The 18,105-nt window shown below is 67.5% G+C and carries 15 protein-coding genes; 9 read left to right on the forward strand and 6 right to left on the reverse strand.

The features are described 5' to 3' along the window. Positions 1-394: 394 nt before the first annotated feature. Positions 395-1,219 (forward strand): hypothetical protein, encoded by an 825-nt coding sequence (locus ACVWNX_RS18075; protein ID WP_454408213.1) that lies wholly within the window; start codon positions 395-397, stop codon positions 1,217-1,219. Positions 1,220-1,412: 193 nt separating this feature from the next. After that, on the forward strand, positions 1,413-2,255 hold the full coding sequence (locus tag ACVWNX_RS18080) for a PE-PGRS family protein (RefSeq protein WP_454408214.1): 843 nt from the start codon (positions 1,413-1,415) through the stop codon (positions 2,253-2,255). Here ACVWNX_RS18080 and ACVWNX_RS18085 read toward each other — a convergent pair. Together ACVWNX_RS18085 and ACVWNX_RS18090 are read right to left on the reverse strand one after the other, a co-directional pair. Continuing rightward, positions 2,185-3,870, reverse strand: coding sequence for a PE-PGRS family protein (locus ACVWNX_RS18085; protein WP_454408216.1), 1,686 nt, complete (start codon positions 3,868-3,870; stop codon positions 2,185-2,187). The two genes, ACVWNX_RS18080 and ACVWNX_RS18085, sit on opposite strands and share 71 nt — an antisense overlap. Before the next feature lie 225 nt (positions 3,871-4,095). Then, on the reverse strand, positions 4,096-6,039 hold the full coding sequence (locus ACVWNX_RS18090; RefSeq protein WP_454408218.1) for a hypothetical protein: 1,944 nt from the start codon (positions 6,037-6,039) through the stop codon (positions 4,096-4,098). Between the two features lie 161 nt (positions 6,040-6,200). Here ACVWNX_RS18090 and ACVWNX_RS18095 point away from each other — a divergent pair, with 161 nt between their 5' ends. Further along, positions 6,201-6,860, forward strand: coding sequence for an HAD family hydrolase (locus ACVWNX_RS18095; protein ID WP_454408219.1), 660 nt, complete (start codon positions 6,201-6,203; stop codon positions 6,858-6,860). Here the strand turns inward: ACVWNX_RS18095 and ACVWNX_RS18100 are convergent. Beyond that, positions 6,841-8,115, reverse strand: a complete 1,275-nt coding sequence (locus ACVWNX_RS18100) for a tetratricopeptide repeat protein (protein ID WP_454408221.1) — start codon at positions 8,113-8,115, stop codon at positions 6,841-6,843. The genes ACVWNX_RS18095 and ACVWNX_RS18100 overlap by 20 nt on opposite strands. Before the next feature lie 267 nt (positions 8,116-8,382). Between ACVWNX_RS18100 and ACVWNX_RS18105 the strand changes: the two genes are divergently transcribed. From ACVWNX_RS18105 to ACVWNX_RS18130, 6 genes are read left to right on the forward strand one after another with little or no spacing between them, the layout of a single operon-like run. After that, positions 8,383-9,633 carry a methionine adenosyltransferase gene (locus ACVWNX_RS18105; RefSeq protein WP_454408222.1) on the forward strand — a complete coding sequence of 417 codons (1,251 nt, stop codon included), beginning with the start codon at positions 8,383-8,385 and terminating at the stop codon, positions 9,631-9,633. Beyond that, complete coding sequence (locus ACVWNX_RS18110; protein WP_454408224.1) at positions 9,633-10,568, forward strand: aminoglycoside phosphotransferase family protein; 936 nt, start codon at positions 9,633-9,635, stop codon at positions 10,566-10,568. Before ACVWNX_RS18105 ends, ACVWNX_RS18110 begins: the two co-directional genes overlap by 1 nt. Further along, positions 10,565-11,278, forward strand: coding sequence for a histidine phosphatase family protein (locus ACVWNX_RS18115; protein ID WP_454408225.1), 714 nt, complete (start codon positions 10,565-10,567; stop codon positions 11,276-11,278). The genes ACVWNX_RS18110 and ACVWNX_RS18115 overlap by 4 nt, the downstream gene beginning before the upstream one ends. Continuing rightward, positions 11,271-12,563: a serine--tRNA ligase gene (gene serS, locus ACVWNX_RS18120; RefSeq protein ID WP_454408227.1), complete on the forward strand. Its 1,293-nt coding sequence runs from the start codon at positions 11,271-11,273 to the stop codon at positions 12,561-12,563. Before ACVWNX_RS18115 ends, serS begins: the two co-directional genes overlap by 8 nt. Before the next feature lies 1 nt (position 12,564). Then, positions 12,565-13,587 (forward strand): glycosyltransferase, encoded by a 1,023-nt coding sequence (locus ACVWNX_RS18125; RefSeq protein WP_454408229.1) that lies wholly within the window; start codon positions 12,565-12,567, stop codon positions 13,585-13,587. Continuing rightward, the gene (locus ACVWNX_RS18130; RefSeq protein WP_454408231.1) at positions 13,581-14,597 is read left to right on the forward strand and encodes a hypothetical protein; all 1,017 of its coding nucleotides are present in this window, start codon (positions 13,581-13,583) and stop codon (positions 14,595-14,597) included. Before ACVWNX_RS18125 ends, ACVWNX_RS18130 begins: the two co-directional genes overlap by 7 nt. Before the next feature lie 363 nt (positions 14,598-14,960). On the opposite strand, the gene ACVWNX_RS18135 is transcribed toward ACVWNX_RS18130, so the two are convergent. From ACVWNX_RS18135 to ACVWNX_RS18145, 3 genes are all read right to left on the reverse strand, one after another. Further along, a protein-coding gene (locus ACVWNX_RS18135; RefSeq protein ID WP_454414822.1) for an IS5 family transposase occupies positions 14,961-15,760 on the reverse strand; the annotation gives its coding sequence in 2 pieces (ribosomal slippage) (positions 14,961-15,419 and positions 15,422-15,760; 798 coding nt in all). Between the two features lie 724 nt (positions 15,761-16,484). Further along, entirely contained in the window at positions 16,485-17,054 is a 570-nt protein-coding gene (locus tag ACVWNX_RS18140; protein WP_454408233.1) for a GNAT family N-acetyltransferase, read from the reverse strand. After that, positions 17,051-17,827 carry a GntR family transcriptional regulator gene (locus ACVWNX_RS18145; protein ID WP_454408235.1) on the reverse strand — a complete coding sequence of 259 codons (777 nt, stop codon included), beginning with the start codon at positions 17,825-17,827 and terminating at the stop codon, positions 17,051-17,053. The genes ACVWNX_RS18140 and ACVWNX_RS18145 overlap by 4 nt, the downstream gene beginning before the upstream one ends. Positions 17,828-18,105: the final 278 nt, after the last annotated feature.

Genomic DNA, 18,105 nt, shown 5'->3' on the forward strand with positions numbered 1-18,105 from the left:
GCCAGGTCGGCAGCCTGGTCCTGTAGCTGGTCACGGGCCCGCGGCGGCCGGATCGACGGCACTCGGCTCGCACAGAGTTTCGTACTGGCAGTGAGGCGTTGGCGAACCTCCCCAGGGCATAGGGACTTGTGATGGGGCTGAGCCCATCGATGTCCCGGAAGGGGAGGACGTGTCGAAAACCGAGTTTGGGGCGCTCATCTTCGCCGCTTGGACAATGTCGATATGGGCCCTGACCGTGACGGCAACGTCGCAGCGCCGACGTAACAGAACGCTCCTGGAACGGATCTGCTGGGCTCACGCGCGGGCACACGCGAGACGGCGCCGCGCTCACCTGGTGCGTCAGGTCCGCGACAGCTCCTTGGCGACGCGTCCAGACCATCCGACGCTGGACTACTTGCAGCGCGAAGACGTCCTGTATCAGGCGTCCCGGAGGGCAGTCGACCTCAAGATGATTGTCCCCGTCGCGTTGTCCGTCTCAGCGGGTGGCGTCCTTGCCGCAGCCATCCAACGTACAAGCTGGCACGTCTGGCGCGACGCCGTCGTCATAGGGGTCTTGGTGACGCCCATGTTGATCACTGCTGTGATCGCCTCGCTTGTCGCGAACCAGGGCATGCAACGGTGGACGACCGAGGCCATGACGGTGACGGTGCGTAGGGCCTATGAAGCCCTTCTCCAGCCTCTGGAGGTAACGGGGAAGGAGCCTCCGACGGCATCGCCCTTCAACTCTCCGCACGTTGCGGCAGTGCAAGCGTTGGAAGACTTCGCCATCGCACTGGAGAGGTATGCCGTGCAACGTGCGCTTCCTGACGGCCGTAACCCCATGCCCCAGGTCGTGGCTCGGTTCGCAGCAGCCGCTGCCCTCGTGCGTGAACTCCGGGACGGGATTGAGCTTGATCGGATCGACGGTGCGAAGCGTGCTCTGCTCGAAGTGGAGCGGATCCTGAAAGTGCTCGCCAGCGGGCGACTGCAAGATCTCGCACCTGGGGACGTATCCGCCGATGGGCTGTTGCACAGTCACCGCGAGCGCAGAACGTGGCGGCAACAGGTGCTGCGAGGATCTGCGTTTACCTTCTGTCTCGCTGGCATCGTCTTTGCCCTGGCTTCGTCAGCTGTGGGCGTCGCCCTGGCCACGGCCGCCGCGGCGGGGCTAGTGGTCACCTGGGACAAGATCCTTCGTCTCTCCACCAGCTCGGACGCGAATAGGGCAGTGAGCACCTGACCGCTGATGGTCGACTCGGATCGGGACGTTTGGACGCTGAGCACCCGCCAGGAAGACTCAACGCGTCGCTCGACTGCAGATGACAGAGGTATTGGCCTCGGATAGCCCCTGAAGAACCTCTCTGGCGCTCAGTTCCGTGCTGGTTTCGGCAATCGATGGGCAAGGTGATCAGCGGACCTGGCTCAATGGACACATGGAGATGGGTGAGCACTGGGCCTACCGGGCGAGGCCGAAGGAGCTGGGTGGCGCGGTTCGTCGGGTCGAGGTCGTACGGGTCGGCGGGCGCGGCCGGGCTGATTGGCTCCACGTGCGGTTCCTCGACGGAGACGACGCCGGACTACAGGAGTGGGTCGACGCGACTTCCCTCGTGGCGCGCTGGGAGGACGTCGAGGCGTTCCGCACGGACGACGCGAGCGAGCTCGCTTTGGCCGAGGCGTCGCGGCATGTGCGAGGGAGTGCCGACTTCGAGGCTGCGCGGCTGATCCTCGGGTTTGTCCGCCCGAAGAGCAAGCTGCGGCTGCGGCGCAGTGTCGCGGACGCCGGGATCCTGGAGATGGGCCGTCTCGACGGCAGTGCTCCCCTTGTCGGTATGGATCCCGCGGAGCTGCGAGGCGATCCGATGGTCTACGAGAACCGCGATGGCCTGTGTCTGGCTGGGTGGCCGGTCACCGAGCGCATCGCGCACCAGGTGGCTGGCCGTTTCGCCGACGACATCCTTCCGGAGGTGGGCCGCAGGCAGCAGGCCATCGATCAGGAGCGCACGCAGTCCTCCTGGTACTCCTACAGCCGCCGGGACGACCGCAAGCTGGACGCGGAAGCGGCCGTCCTGCGGACCGTTCGGGAGTGGTGTGGCCAGGACAAGGCCGAGCGCTACGACGAACTGGTCGCCCTGCGGGACGAGGTCGTCCGGCTCGGGAAGCTCGTGGAGAAATCGGTGAAGGCCCTACGCGACCGCGGGCACGGCGTCATCGCCTCCACCATCGAGCGCGACCTCGGGGTCCATATCTCCAGCCTTGGTCCAGACGTTCGTCGGTGAAGTCACGCCACCGCTCCGGCTCTGGCTTGGGTGGATCGGCTTCCGCCTTGGGCTCTTCCTTCTTCGGGTGCTCCTCCTTCTCCGGCCGCTGCGGATGCCATCCGTCGAGGAAGGGCCGTAGCTGGTCGCCCGTGGGCTCCGTGTGGAGGCTGTGGGCGGTCAGGCCCCTGCCAGCCACGGTCGGGTCGAGCCGGTCGGCCTCCGCCTTTCCCCACGCTGACCACTCGCGCAGCCGCCCGGCTTCGTGGGCGTCGTCCGAGACGGAGGCGGCCTCATCGAGCGCGGCGCAGAAGGCCCGCATCTCCCCTGCGGCCCGCCACTGCGCCAGGGCGGTACCGAACCGGTCGATCCGCGTGGCGTCCACTGCCTTGATCGTCGCAACGCTGACCGCCGCTTCCCACTCCTGCCGCGTGCGCTCCTTCTCCTCCGCCTCCTGCCGACGGCGCTCCTCGTGTTCCTTTGCCTCTCGCAGGCGGCGTTCCTCCTCCTGCCGCTCCCGCTCCTCACGCTGACGCTGCTGCTCTGCTTCCCGTGCCAGCCGGGCCTGCTCCTCTTCCTCCGCGTGGGCCTTCAGCGCTCGGAAGACGGAGTCGATCTGGTCCTCCAACGGCTTCTTGGCGGTATCTGCCCACTCTTTGTTCCAGCCGTAGCTGTGCCCCGGGCCTTGGCTCACGTGCAGTTCCAATTCCCCGGACGGCTCGAACCGGTGGGCCGGGGTGACCCGCTGCCAGTCATACGTCCGTCGGCCCGGCTGCGTGGGCACGTAACGGACCTGCTTCTGACGTTCCTTGAAGCCGATCTCGTACGTCCTGCCGTGGACCGTGAGTAGCGGCCTCGTCTGCCTGCGCTTCTTCGACACCGCGATATCGCCATGCCGCGCGAGGGCCCGCTCGGCGAGGAGCCGAAGGAGGGCGAGCGCTCGCGGCAGTACCTCGTCCGAGATCTCGAAGGCGCTGTGGTCTGCGGTGACCGCCGCGATCACGTCGTCAACGTCGGTGATCACACGACTGCGGGCCAGTCGGATCCGGTTCCACTCGGTGTCGTCCTCGCCCGTCACCCGGAGCAGGCCGAGGAAGAAGTCACCCTTCGCCCGCCCGCTGTACTTCAGGTGGTAGCCCTCTGGAGCGCACTGCCGCGCCGCGTCGAACGCCCGGCGATAGCGGGCCCGCTCCTCGTCGCTCGGGTCAGGAACCCGAAGGAATCGCCCGGCCTTCTGCACCTCCGCGATCAAAGCCGCGCCGATTTCCGCCCGCGACTGCCGTGGCGGCTTCGCCGGGCGTGCCAGCGCCGGCTTCGCCTCGAGCGGGGGCTTCGCCCGCCGACGGGGAGGTGCCGCAGCCTCCGGTGTCGGCTCGGCGGTTGCCGGTCGTTGCTTGCGCGGGGCAGGCTCGGGCCGGTCCGGGTGGTGGCCGTGTTCCAGGTAGAAGCGACCGTCGTCGGTGATCTCCGCCTGCCACTTCCCACCATGCTTGGGCATGGTGATGAGGCCCCGACCCTTGAGGGCACGGGCGGTGTGGGCAAGTTCCGGGCTCGCCGAGGTGACGGGATCCGTTCCCTCTCCGATGCGGGTGAGCAAGGCCAGCTGTCGATCGTTGAGCGGCGACCATCGGTACATGGTGACCGTCGTACCGGTCCGGCCGAGCGCCTACAAGCGGAATGGCGATGTTCCCGCCTCCGCCTGCCGAGCGAATCCACGACGTGAACTTCCGACTGTGCCTTCTGGGGGGAGAGAGCCGGACCCGCTGTCGGCCAGAATGCGAGCCAGGAGCCGACACGCCTCGTGGGTTTGACTTGAGCCGTGGCCGCCGTGTTGTCGTCCCACACTCGGAGGCTGGCTGGATCACCGGCCGTTCGGAGGTTTCGGCCACGCGCCGCCCTCCTTCGCGGCGGTGAGGATGTCGCCCAGGCGGAGCCAGGCAGTCGGCCCGGAGTAGGAGGCGGGGCTGGTGGCGAAACGCGCCCAGGCTTCCTCGTCTTCGCCGAGCGCGGTCGTGACGACTGACGCGACCGCGGCGTGAGCCGTGCCGTGCTCGGGACCACCGACGGTCAATGCGGCCCAAGCCGGCAGCGCGCAGATGAGTTTCGTATCGCACTCGGGGAGTCTGAGCACTTGCCGAACCCATGCTTCGCGGAGGTGAGGGCCGCCCCCGAGGCGCTTACGCAGGCCAGCGGTGACCTGGAGCAGCGCCTCCTGTGGTGAAGAGTGCCGTCCCAGCACGTCGGAGAAACCGAGCTTCGGCCGGTGGCTGTCGCGATTGACGAACGACAGCAGCGCCTTCTCCACGAGCTCATCGTTTCCGGCGTGGCGGGAGAGATAGTCGTCCAGCACTTCGTCGGAAACGGTTGCCAGATCTCGTACGGTGACCTGTTGTGGATCGCCGAGCGCCGAACTGCGGGCAGCTGTGGTCGGGTCCCCGAGGATCCGGTCGATGGCGGTGCGAAGATCGGCGAACTCGCGATCGTGCTGATCTGTGGCGAGCTCATTGACCTCCCAGCTTCGACGAGGCCGCAGTCCCGCATACCGTAGGACAGCACGAGCCTTGTCCTTCACCTCGCTCGTCACCTGAGGGAGGTGAAGGAGCATGGAATGCAGCCATCGCACATCGCGGGGAGTCCGTCGGCCAGGCTCGGGGTCGGTTTCCCAGAGCTCCAGAGCCTCTTCGGCTACTGCCGCGAAGCGCTCGCCGAGCGTCACCAGCAGCTCCTGCGGCGCGCGCCAGGTGTGCGCGCGGCCGAATCGGTCCTTGGCGTCGGACGGAGTGAGGAGGTGTCGCCAGGAGGTGTCGGCCCTGGACTCCACCCAAAGGACTGCGGCCCGCAGCCCCGCGGAGCGGACTTCAGGGGACTCGTCGAAGAACTCCTCGACGTGGCAGCGCTCTTTCGGGGACAGGGATGCGAACCCACCGGCAAGCCGCGAGCGCACATCCGCCTCCGAGGCGCCATCCCGGAGTAGCCGACTCATCCGCGTGATCAGGGAGGCGCGAGGGAAGTCTGCAAGGTCGCGAACAGCGATCTCTTCGAGGAGGGAGCCCTCGACGTCCCAAGGGATGGTGCCGAGCAGGTGTTTCCGGATGTAGTGGCTCGCTAGGGTGCCCCGCGCCCACTCGATCAACTGACGATGACGGTCGATATGGACTCGCGTGATTGCCTCCCACATCGAGCTGCCCGCGTCCAAGGTGGCCATGTACGCGTCGAATCGGGCCATGACATCGCCGTCCCCCTCGTCCAGCCGTGGGGAGGAGGGAAGTACGGGCAGCAGGCCGAGAGCGGCGGCGAAGACCGAGTCGTCGAGCATCGGCTCACGGAGGATGACTTGTGCCGTCCCGGGATTCTCAAGGAGCGCCGGCGTCATCGGCTGGCTATGCGGTCCACGCCGACGTAGCTCGCTGACAACCGCCCCCGTCAGTGTCGGCCCGCAGTCCCGTCGGCCGAGTGCGCCGAGTTGGGCCAGGGAGCAGCGGCGCAGCGTCTCCGCGCGCAGTTCGTCCGGGCATGAAGGATGGCCGAGCGCCGCGGCGGACAGGCGCATCGAATAGCTCACGTAGGAGGCGGCCTGCCGCCGAAGGTCGCTGTCGATCGCGGCGCTGAGCATCCATTCGGGAGCAGAGGCACTGAGCGCCCCACGAAGAAGCGCGAGCAGGAGGTCGTCGCGCGCGCTTCCCTCAGGTAGCTCGTGTGCCCGGGCCACTGCCATGCCGACGGGCGGTGAATCCGGCCCGGACTGCGCGGCGATGGCACGTAGGAACTCGATGGGCAGCCCTGAACATGGCTCTTCGACGGTCATGGTTCTTCCCCCACGTTGATCACAGCACGTTAGTCCATGGTGAGCCACACCACTGACAGCGCGGGCGATATGGCATGATCATGTCATGTATGTGGTGGAAGTTCGGCCGCAGTCTGACAGGGCTGTCTACTCCAGATGCCGCACCGTCTAACCTGCGGAGCATGATTCGTGCGGTGGTGTTCGACGTGGGTGAGTGTCTTGTCGACGAGACCCGGGAGTACGGGACCTGGGCGGACTGGCTGGAGGTGCCGCGGCATACCTTCGCGGCGATGTTCGGGGCGGTCATCGCGCAGGGGCGCGACTACCGCGAGACGTTCCAGGAGTTCCGGCCGGGGTTCGATCTGACCGAGGAGCGCGAGAAGCGCGCGGCGGCCGGGAAGCCGGAATGGTTCGGCGAGGACGACCTCTACTCCGATGTGCGTCCCACACTGGCCGCGCTGCGGGAGGCCGGCCTGTGGGTGGGCATCGCCGGGAACCAGACCGTGCGTGCGGGTGGCCTGCTGCGCGGGCTGGACCTTCCGTCTGACCTGATCGCCACCAGTGACGACTGGGGGGCGTCGAAGCCGGACGTGAAGTTCTTCGACCACGTCATCAAGGCAACGCCTGCCGAGCCGGGCGAGATCCTGTACGTCGGCGACCGGCTCGACAACGACATTCGCCCGGCCGTGCGGGCGGGGCTTCTGACAGCTCTGATTCGGCGTGGGCCCTGGGGCACGATTCAGCAGCGTGACCCGGATGCGGACTCGATCACCACGATGCGCATCGACTCGCTTGCAGAGCTGCCTGAGAAGATCGCCAAGTTCAACGCTGGAGAGCGCTGACAGTCGTTCCCCAGTCGTAGAGACGATCGTCGAGGTCTCGGACGCACTGCTCGTTCTGCCATGGGGCGAGCGTGCGTCGGACCTCGCGGATACGCTCCATGCCCGTGGCGTACCAGGTGATGGCGAGCTGATCGAGAGCTTGGACGGCGTACCGGCACGCTGCCTCCGGGTGGCTGTCCGCAGCTTCGACCGCGGCGAGATCGCCGAGGACGACCGTGCGCTGCTTGTCCGACTCGGGCGGCATGTCTTCGAGTACCTCCTGAAGAGTCTGGCGGGCTTGTGGTAGGTGGCCGGCCTTCAGCTGCGTGTTCCCCTTGAACGCGGACAGGCGCACGGGGCTGAACCAGTCGAGCCACTCAGGGCTGGGGTGCTCGGAGCCCGAGGAAAGGGCGTCCTCGGCGTGTCCGATCAGGCGGAGCGCGGCACGAGGATCGCCGCATCGAGTCTCGCATTCCGCCTCGACCGCATCCAGCCATGCCCAGAGCTCCGCGGAGGCGTCTGCGCGTCGAGCGTAGGTACGGGCGGCCACCATGCGCTCGATCGCCGCTTCCCGGTCATCGGTCCATCCGGGGATAAACGCCATGTGCGCGAGGACGGCCGATCCCAGGAGGGGGTCGTCGGCTTCGCCCGCCGCTTGCAGGGCACGCAAGAGGGCTTCCGAGGCTTGGTCGGGCTGGCGTAGGTCGAAGAACTCGATGCGCCCGGCCAGTAGATAGGACTCGGCAAGGGCGCCGGCCAGGGTCTGGCGAGCAGGGTTCGCCGTCTCCGGTAGGAGAGCGCATCCAAGACGGGCATGTTCCAGCACTGCGGGGTGCAGTACGGAAGGAGCTACGGACCAGTAGAGGTGCCGGTGAGAACGAGTGACGGCCTCGAAGTCCTTGCCTACTGTGACCGGTTGCGTTGCGGGGCCGGCCTTGACGGGGACGTTAGCTAGCCGCACTCCCTTCAGAGGCGCATGCGGGGTGTTGCGGACCGTCGAGCCCGCGTGGCGGCTCTCATTTCCCCAGGGTGGGGTGAATCCCAAATCCTCCACGCTCTGGCCTAGGAGGTGGGTCAGAACTCGGTGGACGTCAGGCTGAGGCCAGGGCGGTGTGGCGGACTCCCAGCGTCGGATCTGACGCACGCCAACAGCGAGCCCTCTGATGCCCAGCTTGGGTGCCGTCTTGGTGATGGCGTCGGCCAGAGCCTGTTGTGAGTTGTATCCGGCCGCCAGGCGGGCGGACTTGAGTCGGGTGTTGCCTGCGGGACGGGACATGGATCTCCTCCGGGGACGAGTTCTCGTCAGAGAGTGACATGCGATGTCCTCGGTGTGGCGCAAAATCGCCCACAGAAGTCCAACAGAGCCCTGTAAAAGTCCTCTTGGTGACCTATCAGAGCCCTCGAACAGGACCTTGAGGGCCAGGAAGATGGCATCCACGAACCGAGGACATCGACCTCGTCACCACACACGGTACTTACCGCTCGTCCAGGCGTTCTGCGCCTGCGCTCATCCCCTTCTGTCCACCCTGAACGGGAGTTCGTGATGCTTCGCACGAGCACGATCATCGACAACAGCCACCTCGTCATCGAGACGGGCGGGTCCGCCCCGGACGCCACGACCATCGTGGAGCGCAAGGGCCTCGGCCATCCGGACACCCTCGCCGACCAGCTGGCCGAGCGGCTGTCCCGCGCGTACAGCGCCTACACCGTGCAGCACTTCGGCGCGGTCCTGCACCACAACTTCGACAAGCTCGCTCTCTTGGGCGGAGCGAGTGAGGTCCGGTACGGCGCCGGCCGCATGACCGCCCCGGTCCGGGTGCTCGTCAACGGCCGCGCCGCGCCCATGTGCGGTGGTGAGCGGATCCCCGTCGAGGAGATCGTGGAGGCCGAGGTGCGGGCGTTCTTCGCCCGCCGACTCCCCGAGGTCTCCGAGCACCTCGACATCACCTTCAACATCACCAGCAACTCCAGCCCCGGTGCCGTCCTCACGAGCGACGAGGTGCCCGACCGGACGCGATGGTTCAACCCCCGGTCGATCGACGACCTGCGGGAGCGGCGCGTGCGGCTCTCCAACGACACGTCGCTGGGCACCGGCTGGGCGCCGGAGAACGTCTTCGAGTCCTTCGCGCGGGATCTGGTCGACCACTTCTCCGGGGAGAGCGACTTCACCCTCTCTCACGCCTGGTGTGGGTCGGACGTGAAGCTTATGGGCTACTGGGACGGGGAGCGGGCGGATGTCGTGCTCTGTGTGCCGCAGAAGTCGCGGCTCGTCGCGAGCCGTGCAGAGTACGTCCAGAACACCGAGAGCGTCCTGGCCGAGTGCTACCGGATCGCCGGCCTCCACCTGCCCGGCGCCGAGGCGAGCTTCCGGCTCAACGCGCGCGACGTGCCGGAGAAGGACGAGCTGTACCTCACCTACACCGGGAGCTCGATCGAGTCCGGCGACGAGGGCGTCGTCGGCCGCGGCAACCGCGTCAACGGGCTCATCACGCCCCTGCGACCGATGAACCTGGAGGGCGCCAACGGCAAGAACCCCGTCTACCACGTGGGCAAGCTCTACAACATCGCCGCCCGTCGGCTCGCCCAGCGGCTCCACGAGGCGACGGGAGGGCATGCCGAGGTCCATCTGGTGAGCACGACAGGGCAGCGCCTCGACCAGCCGTGGCGTGTGCTCGTCCGTTTGTCGTCCCCGGACACCGAGGTGGACAAGGTGCAGGCACTGGTGGCGGAGGCGCTGGGCGAGTTCCCGGCGCTCACTGACGAGCTGGTCTCCGACGGGATCGTGCTGAGCTGATGAAGAAACGGACCCTCACGGGGCTCGGCGAGGTCTCCCCGGAATGCCGGCGTCGGCTGGTCACTCACTACGGCCCCGAAATCTCCGGGTGGCTCGATGCTGTGCCCTCCTTGATGGAGGAGGCTGCGGATCGCTGGAAGCTCACCCTCGATGGCTATCACGATGCCGGGCATGCCTCCGTGATCGTCATGGCCGGAACTCTCGAAGGTCGTCCGCTGCTTCTCAAGGCGTGGGCCGATCCCACGCGGTTCCGCAAGGAGGTCACTGCCCTACGCCTGTGGGCGGGCGGGCCGACGGCAGGCGTCGTCGAGGCGGCGGACGACCTGGCCGTGGCGGCCCTGAAGATGATCGGGGGCCGCCCCGGTGGCGACGAGCGGCCGCCTGGGAAGCTGCAGACCGTGGCCGCCGCCCTCCAGGGCCTCCACACCATCGGCCGGCGCCAGCGCCGACCGCGTGAGCTTCCTTCCCTGACCTCGTACCTGCATCAGGAGGTACGTCCCAGGGTGCGCCGCCGTCTGGAATCGGTCGATGTCGGCCAGTGGCAGGAGCACGTCGACGCGGCTCTCCCGGCCCTCGTGACCCTGGAGGAGGACGGCGGTCGGGGGACGGTCCTGCACGCGGATCTCTACCGCGAGAACGTGCTCTTCGACCGGCTGGGCCACCCTCGCCTGATCGACCCCCTCCCGATGGTGGGCGATGCGGCCTTCGACTGGGCCTTCTGGACCGTGTACTACGAGCTTGGACACGGCACGGACGCCCGCCTGGCCGCTGCCGCCCGGATCTCCCGCATCCCCGTGCCCGTCCTGGCGCCGTGGTGTCGAGCCCTGGCCCTGGACGGCCTTCTCTTCTACCTCGAAACCGGTGATCCGCGCGGAGCGACGATGGCCGAAGTCCTTGCGTGGCTGTCGGCACCGACCCCGAGGAACCGATCATGACGACCTACGTCCTCCGTCACGGACAGACGAATTACAGTCGGCGCTACCTGGTCAACGGTGACCTGACGAAGCCCATCCGCTTGAGCGAGGACGGCCGTCGGTCGCTGAGCAAGGGCTGGAGCAGCGTTTCCCTCCACAGCGTGAAGACGTGGCTGGCCAGCGAGTTTCCCCGTGCCCAGCAGACCGCCAACCTGCTGATGGGAGTTCCCGGACCGGAACTGATCACCGATCCGCGGCTGAACGAACTCGACTACGGGGAATTCGAGGGAAGCCCGTTCCTGGAATACGCCGTCTGGCTCGACGGGCACGGCGCCCACGAGCGGCCGCCCGGCGGCAGCGAGTCGCAGCGCGAGGGCATTCGCAGGATGCTCACCGGGGTGCTCGCGGCCCTGGAGCACCCCGGCCCCCGCGTCCTGGTGGCCCATGGCCTGCTGGTCTCCGTGCTTCTGTGGCATCGCGAACGGACTCCCGGCGGGGCCATGCCCCTCTTCTTCCCGGAAGCCCCGTACATCGAGCCCGTCGCCATCCCCGATGCGGAGTTGCCGGCGTTCGTCAGGGCCCTGATGAACGATCTTGAAACTGCCGTTCTCGATCACGCGGTCGGCTCCGGTGACAGGGAGGTAATGCGGATCGGCGAAGGAACCGCGGTTGCTACCGTCGATTCCGTATCCCACCACTCGCCGGATCAGAAGGATCTTCCTCATGCATGATGCCCGCGCCCTGATTGAAATGGGTGCCGAAGCGGTTCGTCGGCTCGCTCGTCGCGGTTACTCCCTGGACCTGTCCGAGCTGGAGTCCCTCCAGTCTCGTCGCAACCAGAACATCCGCTCGGCCGATGAGCTGCGGGCAGAGTCCAAGCGAGTGGCGAGCGAGGTCCAGCGGACGGCCAAGCAGGGCGGCGACATCAGCAAGCTGAAGGAGCGCGCACGCGAGATCAAGTACCAGATCCGTGACATCGAGGCCGGCCAGGAGGAGATCGAGGCCCAGCTGCGCGACCTGCTCCTGAGCATCCCCAACCTGCCGGACGACTCGGCCCCCGACGGCGACTCCGAGGAGTTCGCCGTCGAGATCCGACGCGTGGGCACGCCGCCCACGTTCACGTTCGAGCCGAAGGACCACGTCGATCTCGGCGAGGCCACCGGCATCCTCGACTTCGGTAGGGCGACCAAGCTGTCCGGGCCGCGCTTCGCGGTCTCCCGCGGTGCCGGCGCGGCCCTGGAGCGGGCGCTTGCCACGCTCTTCCTCGACCTCCACACCCGCCGCCACGGGTACACCGAGTACGCGGTCCCCTACCTGGTCACGCGTAAGACCATGACCGGCACCGGCCAGCTCCCGAAGTTCGAGGAGGACCTGTTCAAGACCGGCGTCGCCGACCGAGAGCTCTTCCTCATCCCGACGGCCGAAGTTCCGCTGACCAACCTCTACGCCGACGAGATCATCCCGCCCGCCGAGCTGCCGGTGGCCATGACCGCCCACACCCCGTGCTTCCGCTCGGAGGCCGGCTCGTACGGGCGTGACACCCGCGGTCTGATCCGCCAGCACCAGTTCGCCAAGGTCGAGATGGTCAAGATCGTCGACCCGGAGACGGCGGACGCCGAGCTGGAGGAGATGGTCGGCCACGCCGAGGCGTGCCTCAAGGAACTCGGCCTCGCCTACCGGGTCATCAAGCTGCCCGCCGGCGACACGGGCTTCTCCGCCCAGCTCACGTACGACCTCGAGGTCTGGATCCCGAGCCAGAACACGTACCGCGAGATCTCCTCGGTCTCCAACTTCGGAACCTTCCAGGCCCGCCGGGCGAACATCCGGACCCGCGGCGAGGACGGCAAGCCCAAGCTCGTCGCCACCCTCAACGGCTCCGGTCTGCCTGTCGGCCGCACCCTGGCCGCGCTCCTTGAGCAGTGCCAGCAGCAGGACGGCTCGATCGTTCTGCCCGAATCACTCTTCCCGTATCTCGGCTTCCGCCGTATCTCGGCGGACGGAACACCGGAGGCATAACGTGCTCGTCGGCGTCTGCGACTTCCCTGGTAGCTACGCCTTTCCACCCGCCGGATACGGCGGGATCGAACGATGGCTGTGGGCGGTCGCCGTAGGCGCCCGTGCCGCAGGCGCCGACGTACACCTCCTCGGGCCGGGCTGGCTCACGGACCTGGAGCACGACTGGGTCCGCAAGCCGGTCCGCCTGGAGGACATCTCCACCGGATCGCTCGCCGAGCGCGAGCTGCGCGACACGGGGTACGACCTCCTGGTCGTCGGCCACGAGTACCCGTCGCTTCCCGCGTGGACGCGCACCTGGAATGAGCTGGACTGCGACGTCGCCACCTTCCAGCACTCGCCCGTCTTCCAGCACACCGCCACCGCCTTTGACGGCCAGCGCTCCCGGCTCTACTGCTACTCGCCCGAGATGATCGAACGGTACGCGGACCACCAGCCGATCCCTGAGCTCGCCGTCCACCTCGGCCTCGACGAGAAGGAGCCGCCGGCCACTGCGGGCACCGATCTCGTCTGGCTCGGCCGGATCGACGAGGAGAAGGCACCGCACATCGCCGTGCGGGCGGCCCAGATCCTTGGGCGCCGCATTCGGATCGTCGGCCCCGTCTTCGACGAGGCGTACGTGCGACGTCACGAACGCCTCTTCAGCGCCGACCACGTGAAGTGGATCGGCGAACTCGGCGGTCCCGCCAAGACCGCAGCCATAGTCGACGCCTCGGTCTTCGTCTACACGTACGCTCGCACGTACGTGGAAGCCGGTGCCGCGGTCTTCGGTGAATCCCTCCGCGCCGGCACTCCCATGGCCGCCCTGACCTGGCGCGGAGGAACCTGCGTCCACGCCGCCCTGTGCGATGAGACGGGCGCGGTCGCGGTCGTCGACCCCAGGGAGGAGGACGAGACCGCGGCACGAAGGCTCGCCGACGCGATCGAACGGGCGGAAAGCCTCGACCACCAGCGCGTCCAGGCGATCGGAATGCAGCGCTTCGACCCGGCGCGCCACTTCCAGGCGATGTCGGCCCGATCGTGCTGACCCGCGCCGCCGGCACCGTCGGAGACGACCTGGCCCAGCGGATACCCGGCGTACTGAGCGCCGCGTTAGGACCCCACTGGGAGTTCACCGCCGACGGCCCCCGCATCGAGATTCTTCACCCGCACCGGGGCAGCCCCTACCAGCCGCCACGCAGATCACCCACGTGGAGGGAGATCCTCGACTCCCTGGAAGCCGGCTTCGCGCGGGTCGGCGCCCCACGTGACGCCTGCCTCCCGCTCAGGTGGGGCAGGGAGACCGAACTGACGATCTCCGCTGTCCAGGCCCTGGACCCGGTCCTCAAGGACGGCCAACCCCGCACGTATCGAGGCGGATTCATCCCGCAGCCGGTCGTCCGCTTCACCGGCCAACGGGACGCGGAAGGCCGGTTGATGGACGGCTTCCTGACCTCCTTCGTCAACGTCTCCCGAGTCCACCCCATAGGCGGCCTGGGCGAGTACGGCGCCATCCTCGACGGCTGGCTGACCGTCCTCTCCCAACTCGGCTTCCACACAAGGCACCTGAGCATCTACGGAACGCTCACCCCGTGGCGCCGACGGCAGGTCGAAGGCATCACACTACGCTTCCGCCACCTGGACCTCACCCTCGGCGACATCGTCCTCCTGTGGAACACTGATCACCCGGACCGGATGGCCGTTGACCTCGGCACTGGGCTGGAACGCCTGGCCTGGGCGCGTACCAGGGCGAGCTGGCAACCCCTGGTCTTTGGGCGCTTCGCACAGATGGCGCCACCACCGACGTTGGATGCCCTCCGTACCGCCACGCTTCTGCTCGGCCACGGGATCGCCCCAGCAGCTCGGGGTGCCGGCGGAATCACACGGCGCGTCATAGGCGCCATCGACCCCGAAGCCACCCGCCTCGGCGTCAGCGCCATGGTTCGAGCCGCCTACGACTACTGGTCGCTCTTCGGCGCCTTGCGTGCTCCATGGCCGGATATCGCTCGCGCCATCGAGGGACAGGGGGAGGCGACGCGCTCGGCCCCGGAGGCATAGCGGAAGATCGTCACTCCTGGCGATCGACTTCTTACATGCTGTCGGTGGTGCGTGCTGTCATACGCCCGGCGCGGGGAGCGCCAACGGTCTTGGGCGGAGGGGGAATTCCTTCATGGCGATTCAGCTTGCGGACCACGTTCGGGGTGACGTCCCAGTGTGGGCGCAGACACGGTGGCATGTGGGATCAGCCGCGGTAGGCGGCGCCACGTGTATGCCGCACCTGTCCGCTTCCTCCGGCTCGGCGCGGCTGGGCGGGACTCGATGAGCCGCCGCCCGATACGACGCTCTGCCTGACGCCGCTCGGTTCGCCGATCCAAGAAGCAGGGCGAGCAGGTCGCCCTGGTTGTGGGTTTAGACGTTGTTTCAGTTGGTAAGTCTGCGGTGGCAGATGAGGGCTGCGGCTATGCCGACGAAGGCGAGGAAGTGCTCGGGCTTGCGTTCGTAGCGGCGGTGGAGTCGTCGGCAGCCGGTCAGCCACGACACCGTGCGTTCGACTACCCAGCGGTGGCGGCCCAGGCGCTGGGAGGACTCAATGCCCTTGCGGGCGATGCGGTGGCGGATGCCTCTGCCGCGGAGCCATCGGCGCAGGTGGGCGTAGTCGTAACCCTTGTCGCCGTGGAGCTTGGCCGGGCGGCGCCGTCGTGGTCCGCGGCGGGAGCGGATGGGCGGGATGCCGCGCACGAGGGGCATCAGGCCGAGGCTGTCGTGCATGTTCGCGGCCGAGATGCCCAGCGACAGGGGCAGTCCGTTCCGGTCGGTGATCAGGTGGATCTTCGATCCGAGCTTGCCACGGTCGGTCGGATTCGGTCCGGTCAGTGGCCCCCTTTTGCGGCCCGGACACTCACGGAGTCGATCGCGCACCGCGACCAGTCCAGCTCTCCGCGGGCGCCGAGTTCGTCCAGGATCACGCGGTGGAGCCGGGCCCAGACACGGTCCCGGCTCCACTGGGCGAAGCGGCGGTACACCGTCTGCCAGCACGGGCCGAACACCGGGGGCAACTGCCGCCACGTGCAGCCGGATGTGGCCACGAAGACGATCGCCGCCAAGGCCTCGCGGTCACCGGCCCGCCGCTTGCCCCCGCCCTGCGGGCGCCTGTTCTCCGTCGGCGGCACCACTCGCCGGAACAGCACCCACAACTCATCCGGCACCAAACGCTCAACCAGATCCGTCACACACAGTTCAACGAACGATCAAGCCAACAGAAACGATGTCTTAGTCGTGGCGGTCGGCCTGCTCGCCGCCGTCGTGCAGTGGCTGCTCGCGCACTGTTGGGTCCTTGAAACTGCGAAGGGGAGAGGGCTGAGTGCACGGTTCCGTGTTTGGCGGCAGCGGAGGACAGCCCTGTGCTTAGCCGCAGCGGGGATAGTCTTACACATTAGGGCTGATTTCGACTAAAAAGCGCCTGAGTCGGATCGGTATCTCCAGCCTGCGCAGGGTCTGCGGAGGTCGTCTGTGGGCGCTACGCGACCAGATGGTTGGAAGGGGGCGACGATTCGGACGTGGGGCGGATCGGAGTGCGGAAGCGCAACTGAGGTCAAAACTGAGACCACGCGACAACGGAGAGGGCGCCGGATAGTGGCGTGGGGCGTCCGGCCGCGTCGGCTGAGTCGCCCTGGCCTGGAACGCGAGGAAGGCTCTGACCGGCGGAAACCAGTCAGAGCCTTCGACGTTAGTGCCCGGTGAGGCACTGGCGGAGGATACGAGATTCGAACTCGTGAGGGGTTGCCCCCAACACGCTTTCCAACTGTGCGCACGGCCGTACGTGGGCGTTCGTAGGGGTTCAAACAGCAGGTGGCACGGGGTGCGCGTACGACCCTGAATGACGGCGAACATCGGCGTACTGGACAAAGACCAGGACAACAGGAACACATGGCGGCGTCCGCCCCGTCAGGAGGGAACCGGGTAACCGGCGACCTCGGTCCGGTCAACGAGACCATGCGTCTCGCTCGGCGCCGCAGGGCGCTGTGCGAGCCAGCCCGAGACGCGCGGACCGCCGTTTATCGCCCCACCGTCCGTGACGGTTCGGACATGCGCGAACCCGTGACGTAGGTAGTACTCCTGGAGCCTGGTGTTGGTCGTCCAGGCGTCCAGGCGGACCCACGTGACGCCCGCCCGGTGCGCCTGGTCCCCGGCCCAGTCGAGCAGCCGCCCGCCTAGATCGCGACCGGCGTGGGACCGGGCCACGGTCAGCTTGTTCACGAACAGCGAGGGGGCTTCAAGCTCCTCAGGGGCCCACAAGCCTTCTTCGGCCTCGCAGGTCAGCGTGATGGTGGCGGCTGTGACTGAGCCGTCCCGCACCATGAAGACATCGCCTGCGGCGATGGTGGCGAGGAGCTTGTCAGCGGGGTAGGGCCGCTGCCACTGGTCGGTGCCCCGGAGCGTTAGCCAAGCCGCTGCTTCCTCCCTGAAGGCCAACAGCTTGGGAAGGTCGTCAGGGGTCGCCCGTTCGATGATCACGTCTGTACGTCTCCTTCTTCTCGGGCTGTGAGCGTCCCGATCTCGTAGTTCATGCGGTTGAGGTCGCCACGGAACGTCGTGATCGTGCACCGGATCGGCTTGGTCTCCGAGTAGCCGGTCCGAGTCCAGAGGAGGACCGGGACGCCTTCCGAGACGTCGAGGAGACGGGCCTCATCGGGAGTGGGCATGCGCGCCGAGACCTCATCGAAGTACCCCACTTGCCCGACGCCGATCCCGGCCAGATAGCGCGTGGTGCCCTCGGCGATGTCCCCGGGCTCGGCTAGACGGGGGGCTTCCCGCACCAGCCAGTCCGGGTAGTACGTGGCCTGCGTCGACCACGGCACGTCGTCCACGAAGCGGTGGCAGAACCGGAGGACGGCGGTTGCCTGTGCGGCGACCTTGAGCCTGGTGGCGACGTACTCGTCCGCAGGCGTCACCTCCACCCTGAACGACTGAGTGGGGCGCCGTCCCGCGTTCGCCACGTCGGTGCTGTAGGCGTCACCGGTCTGCGGGAAGGTCAGGTTCTCGAAGCGTGAAGCGTTCAGCTCGAAGACCTCGTGCTTGCGAACCTCGTAGCCCAGACCTTGGCTGGACGAGATCAGCCCCTCGCTGACGAGCAGCTTCAGGCCGGACCGGACCGTGTTGCGCGATGCGGTGAAGCGACTCATCAAATCGCTCTCCGAGGGCAAGCGCGCGCCCGGGGTGTAGGTGCCGCCATCAATGTCGCGGCGCAGCGCGTCCGCTACCTGGCGATACTTCGGCAGCTTGTTCATGCGCCCATCATGACGCACTCGCTCAACTTGTTGGTACATGTGGGCTCCAATCCCTTGACGGCTCACTGTCCGTGGGTGCAACATCACTGCATCAGCTTGTACCAATAAGTTGAGCAGGTGGTGCAACACCATTAAGTGTGCCCACTTGCGGCGGCATTCCTGCCGTCTTGGTGAACCACCCGGAGGGGCCCTTGTCGGGCTGCTCCGGTGCAGAAGGCGGGGACGCTGCGATCCCGCTGAAGGCCAGGGGACAGGGTTTCGGCCCGACTGGCGAGGTG

The sequence above is a fragment of the Streptomyces sp. JNUCC 64 genome (assembly GCF_054484115.1).

Bases quoted from the DNA above. Each gene is read 5' to 3' on its own strand.
- ACVWNX_RS18110 (WP_454408224.1), top strand. From the start codon at position 9,633: ATGAAGAAACGGACCCTCACGGGGCTCGGCGAGGTCTCCCCGGAATGC.
- ACVWNX_RS18145 (WP_454408235.1), bottom strand. From the start codon at position 17,827: ATGAACAAGCTGCCGAAGTATCGCCAGGTAGCGGACGCGCTGCGCCGC.
- ACVWNX_RS18085 (WP_454408216.1), bottom strand. From the start codon at position 3,870: ATGTACCGATGGTCGCCGCTCAACGATCGACAGCTGGCCTTGCTCACC.
- ACVWNX_RS18115 (WP_454408225.1), top strand. From the start codon at position 10,565: ATGACGACCTACGTCCTCCGTCACGGACAGACGAATTACAGTCGGCGC.
- ACVWNX_RS18080 (WP_454408214.1), top strand. From the start codon at position 1,413: ATGGAGATGGGTGAGCACTGGGCCTACCGGGCGAGGCCGAAGGAGCTG.
- ACVWNX_RS18100 (WP_454408221.1), bottom strand. From the start codon at position 8,115: ATGTCCCGTCCCGCAGGCAACACCCGACTCAAGTCCGCCCGCCTGGCG.
- ACVWNX_RS18105 (WP_454408222.1), top strand. From the start codon at position 8,383: ATGCTTCGCACGAGCACGATCATCGACAACAGCCACCTCGTCATCGAG.
- serS (WP_454408227.1), top strand. From the start codon at position 11,271: ATGCATGATGCCCGCGCCCTGATTGAAATGGGTGCCGAAGCGGTTCGT.
- ACVWNX_RS18095 (WP_454408219.1), top strand. From the start codon at position 6,201: ATGATTCGTGCGGTGGTGTTCGACGTGGGTGAGTGTCTTGTCGACGAG.
- ACVWNX_RS18090 (WP_454408218.1), bottom strand. From the start codon at position 6,039: ATGACCGTCGAAGAGCCATGTTCAGGGCTGCCCATCGAGTTCCTACGT.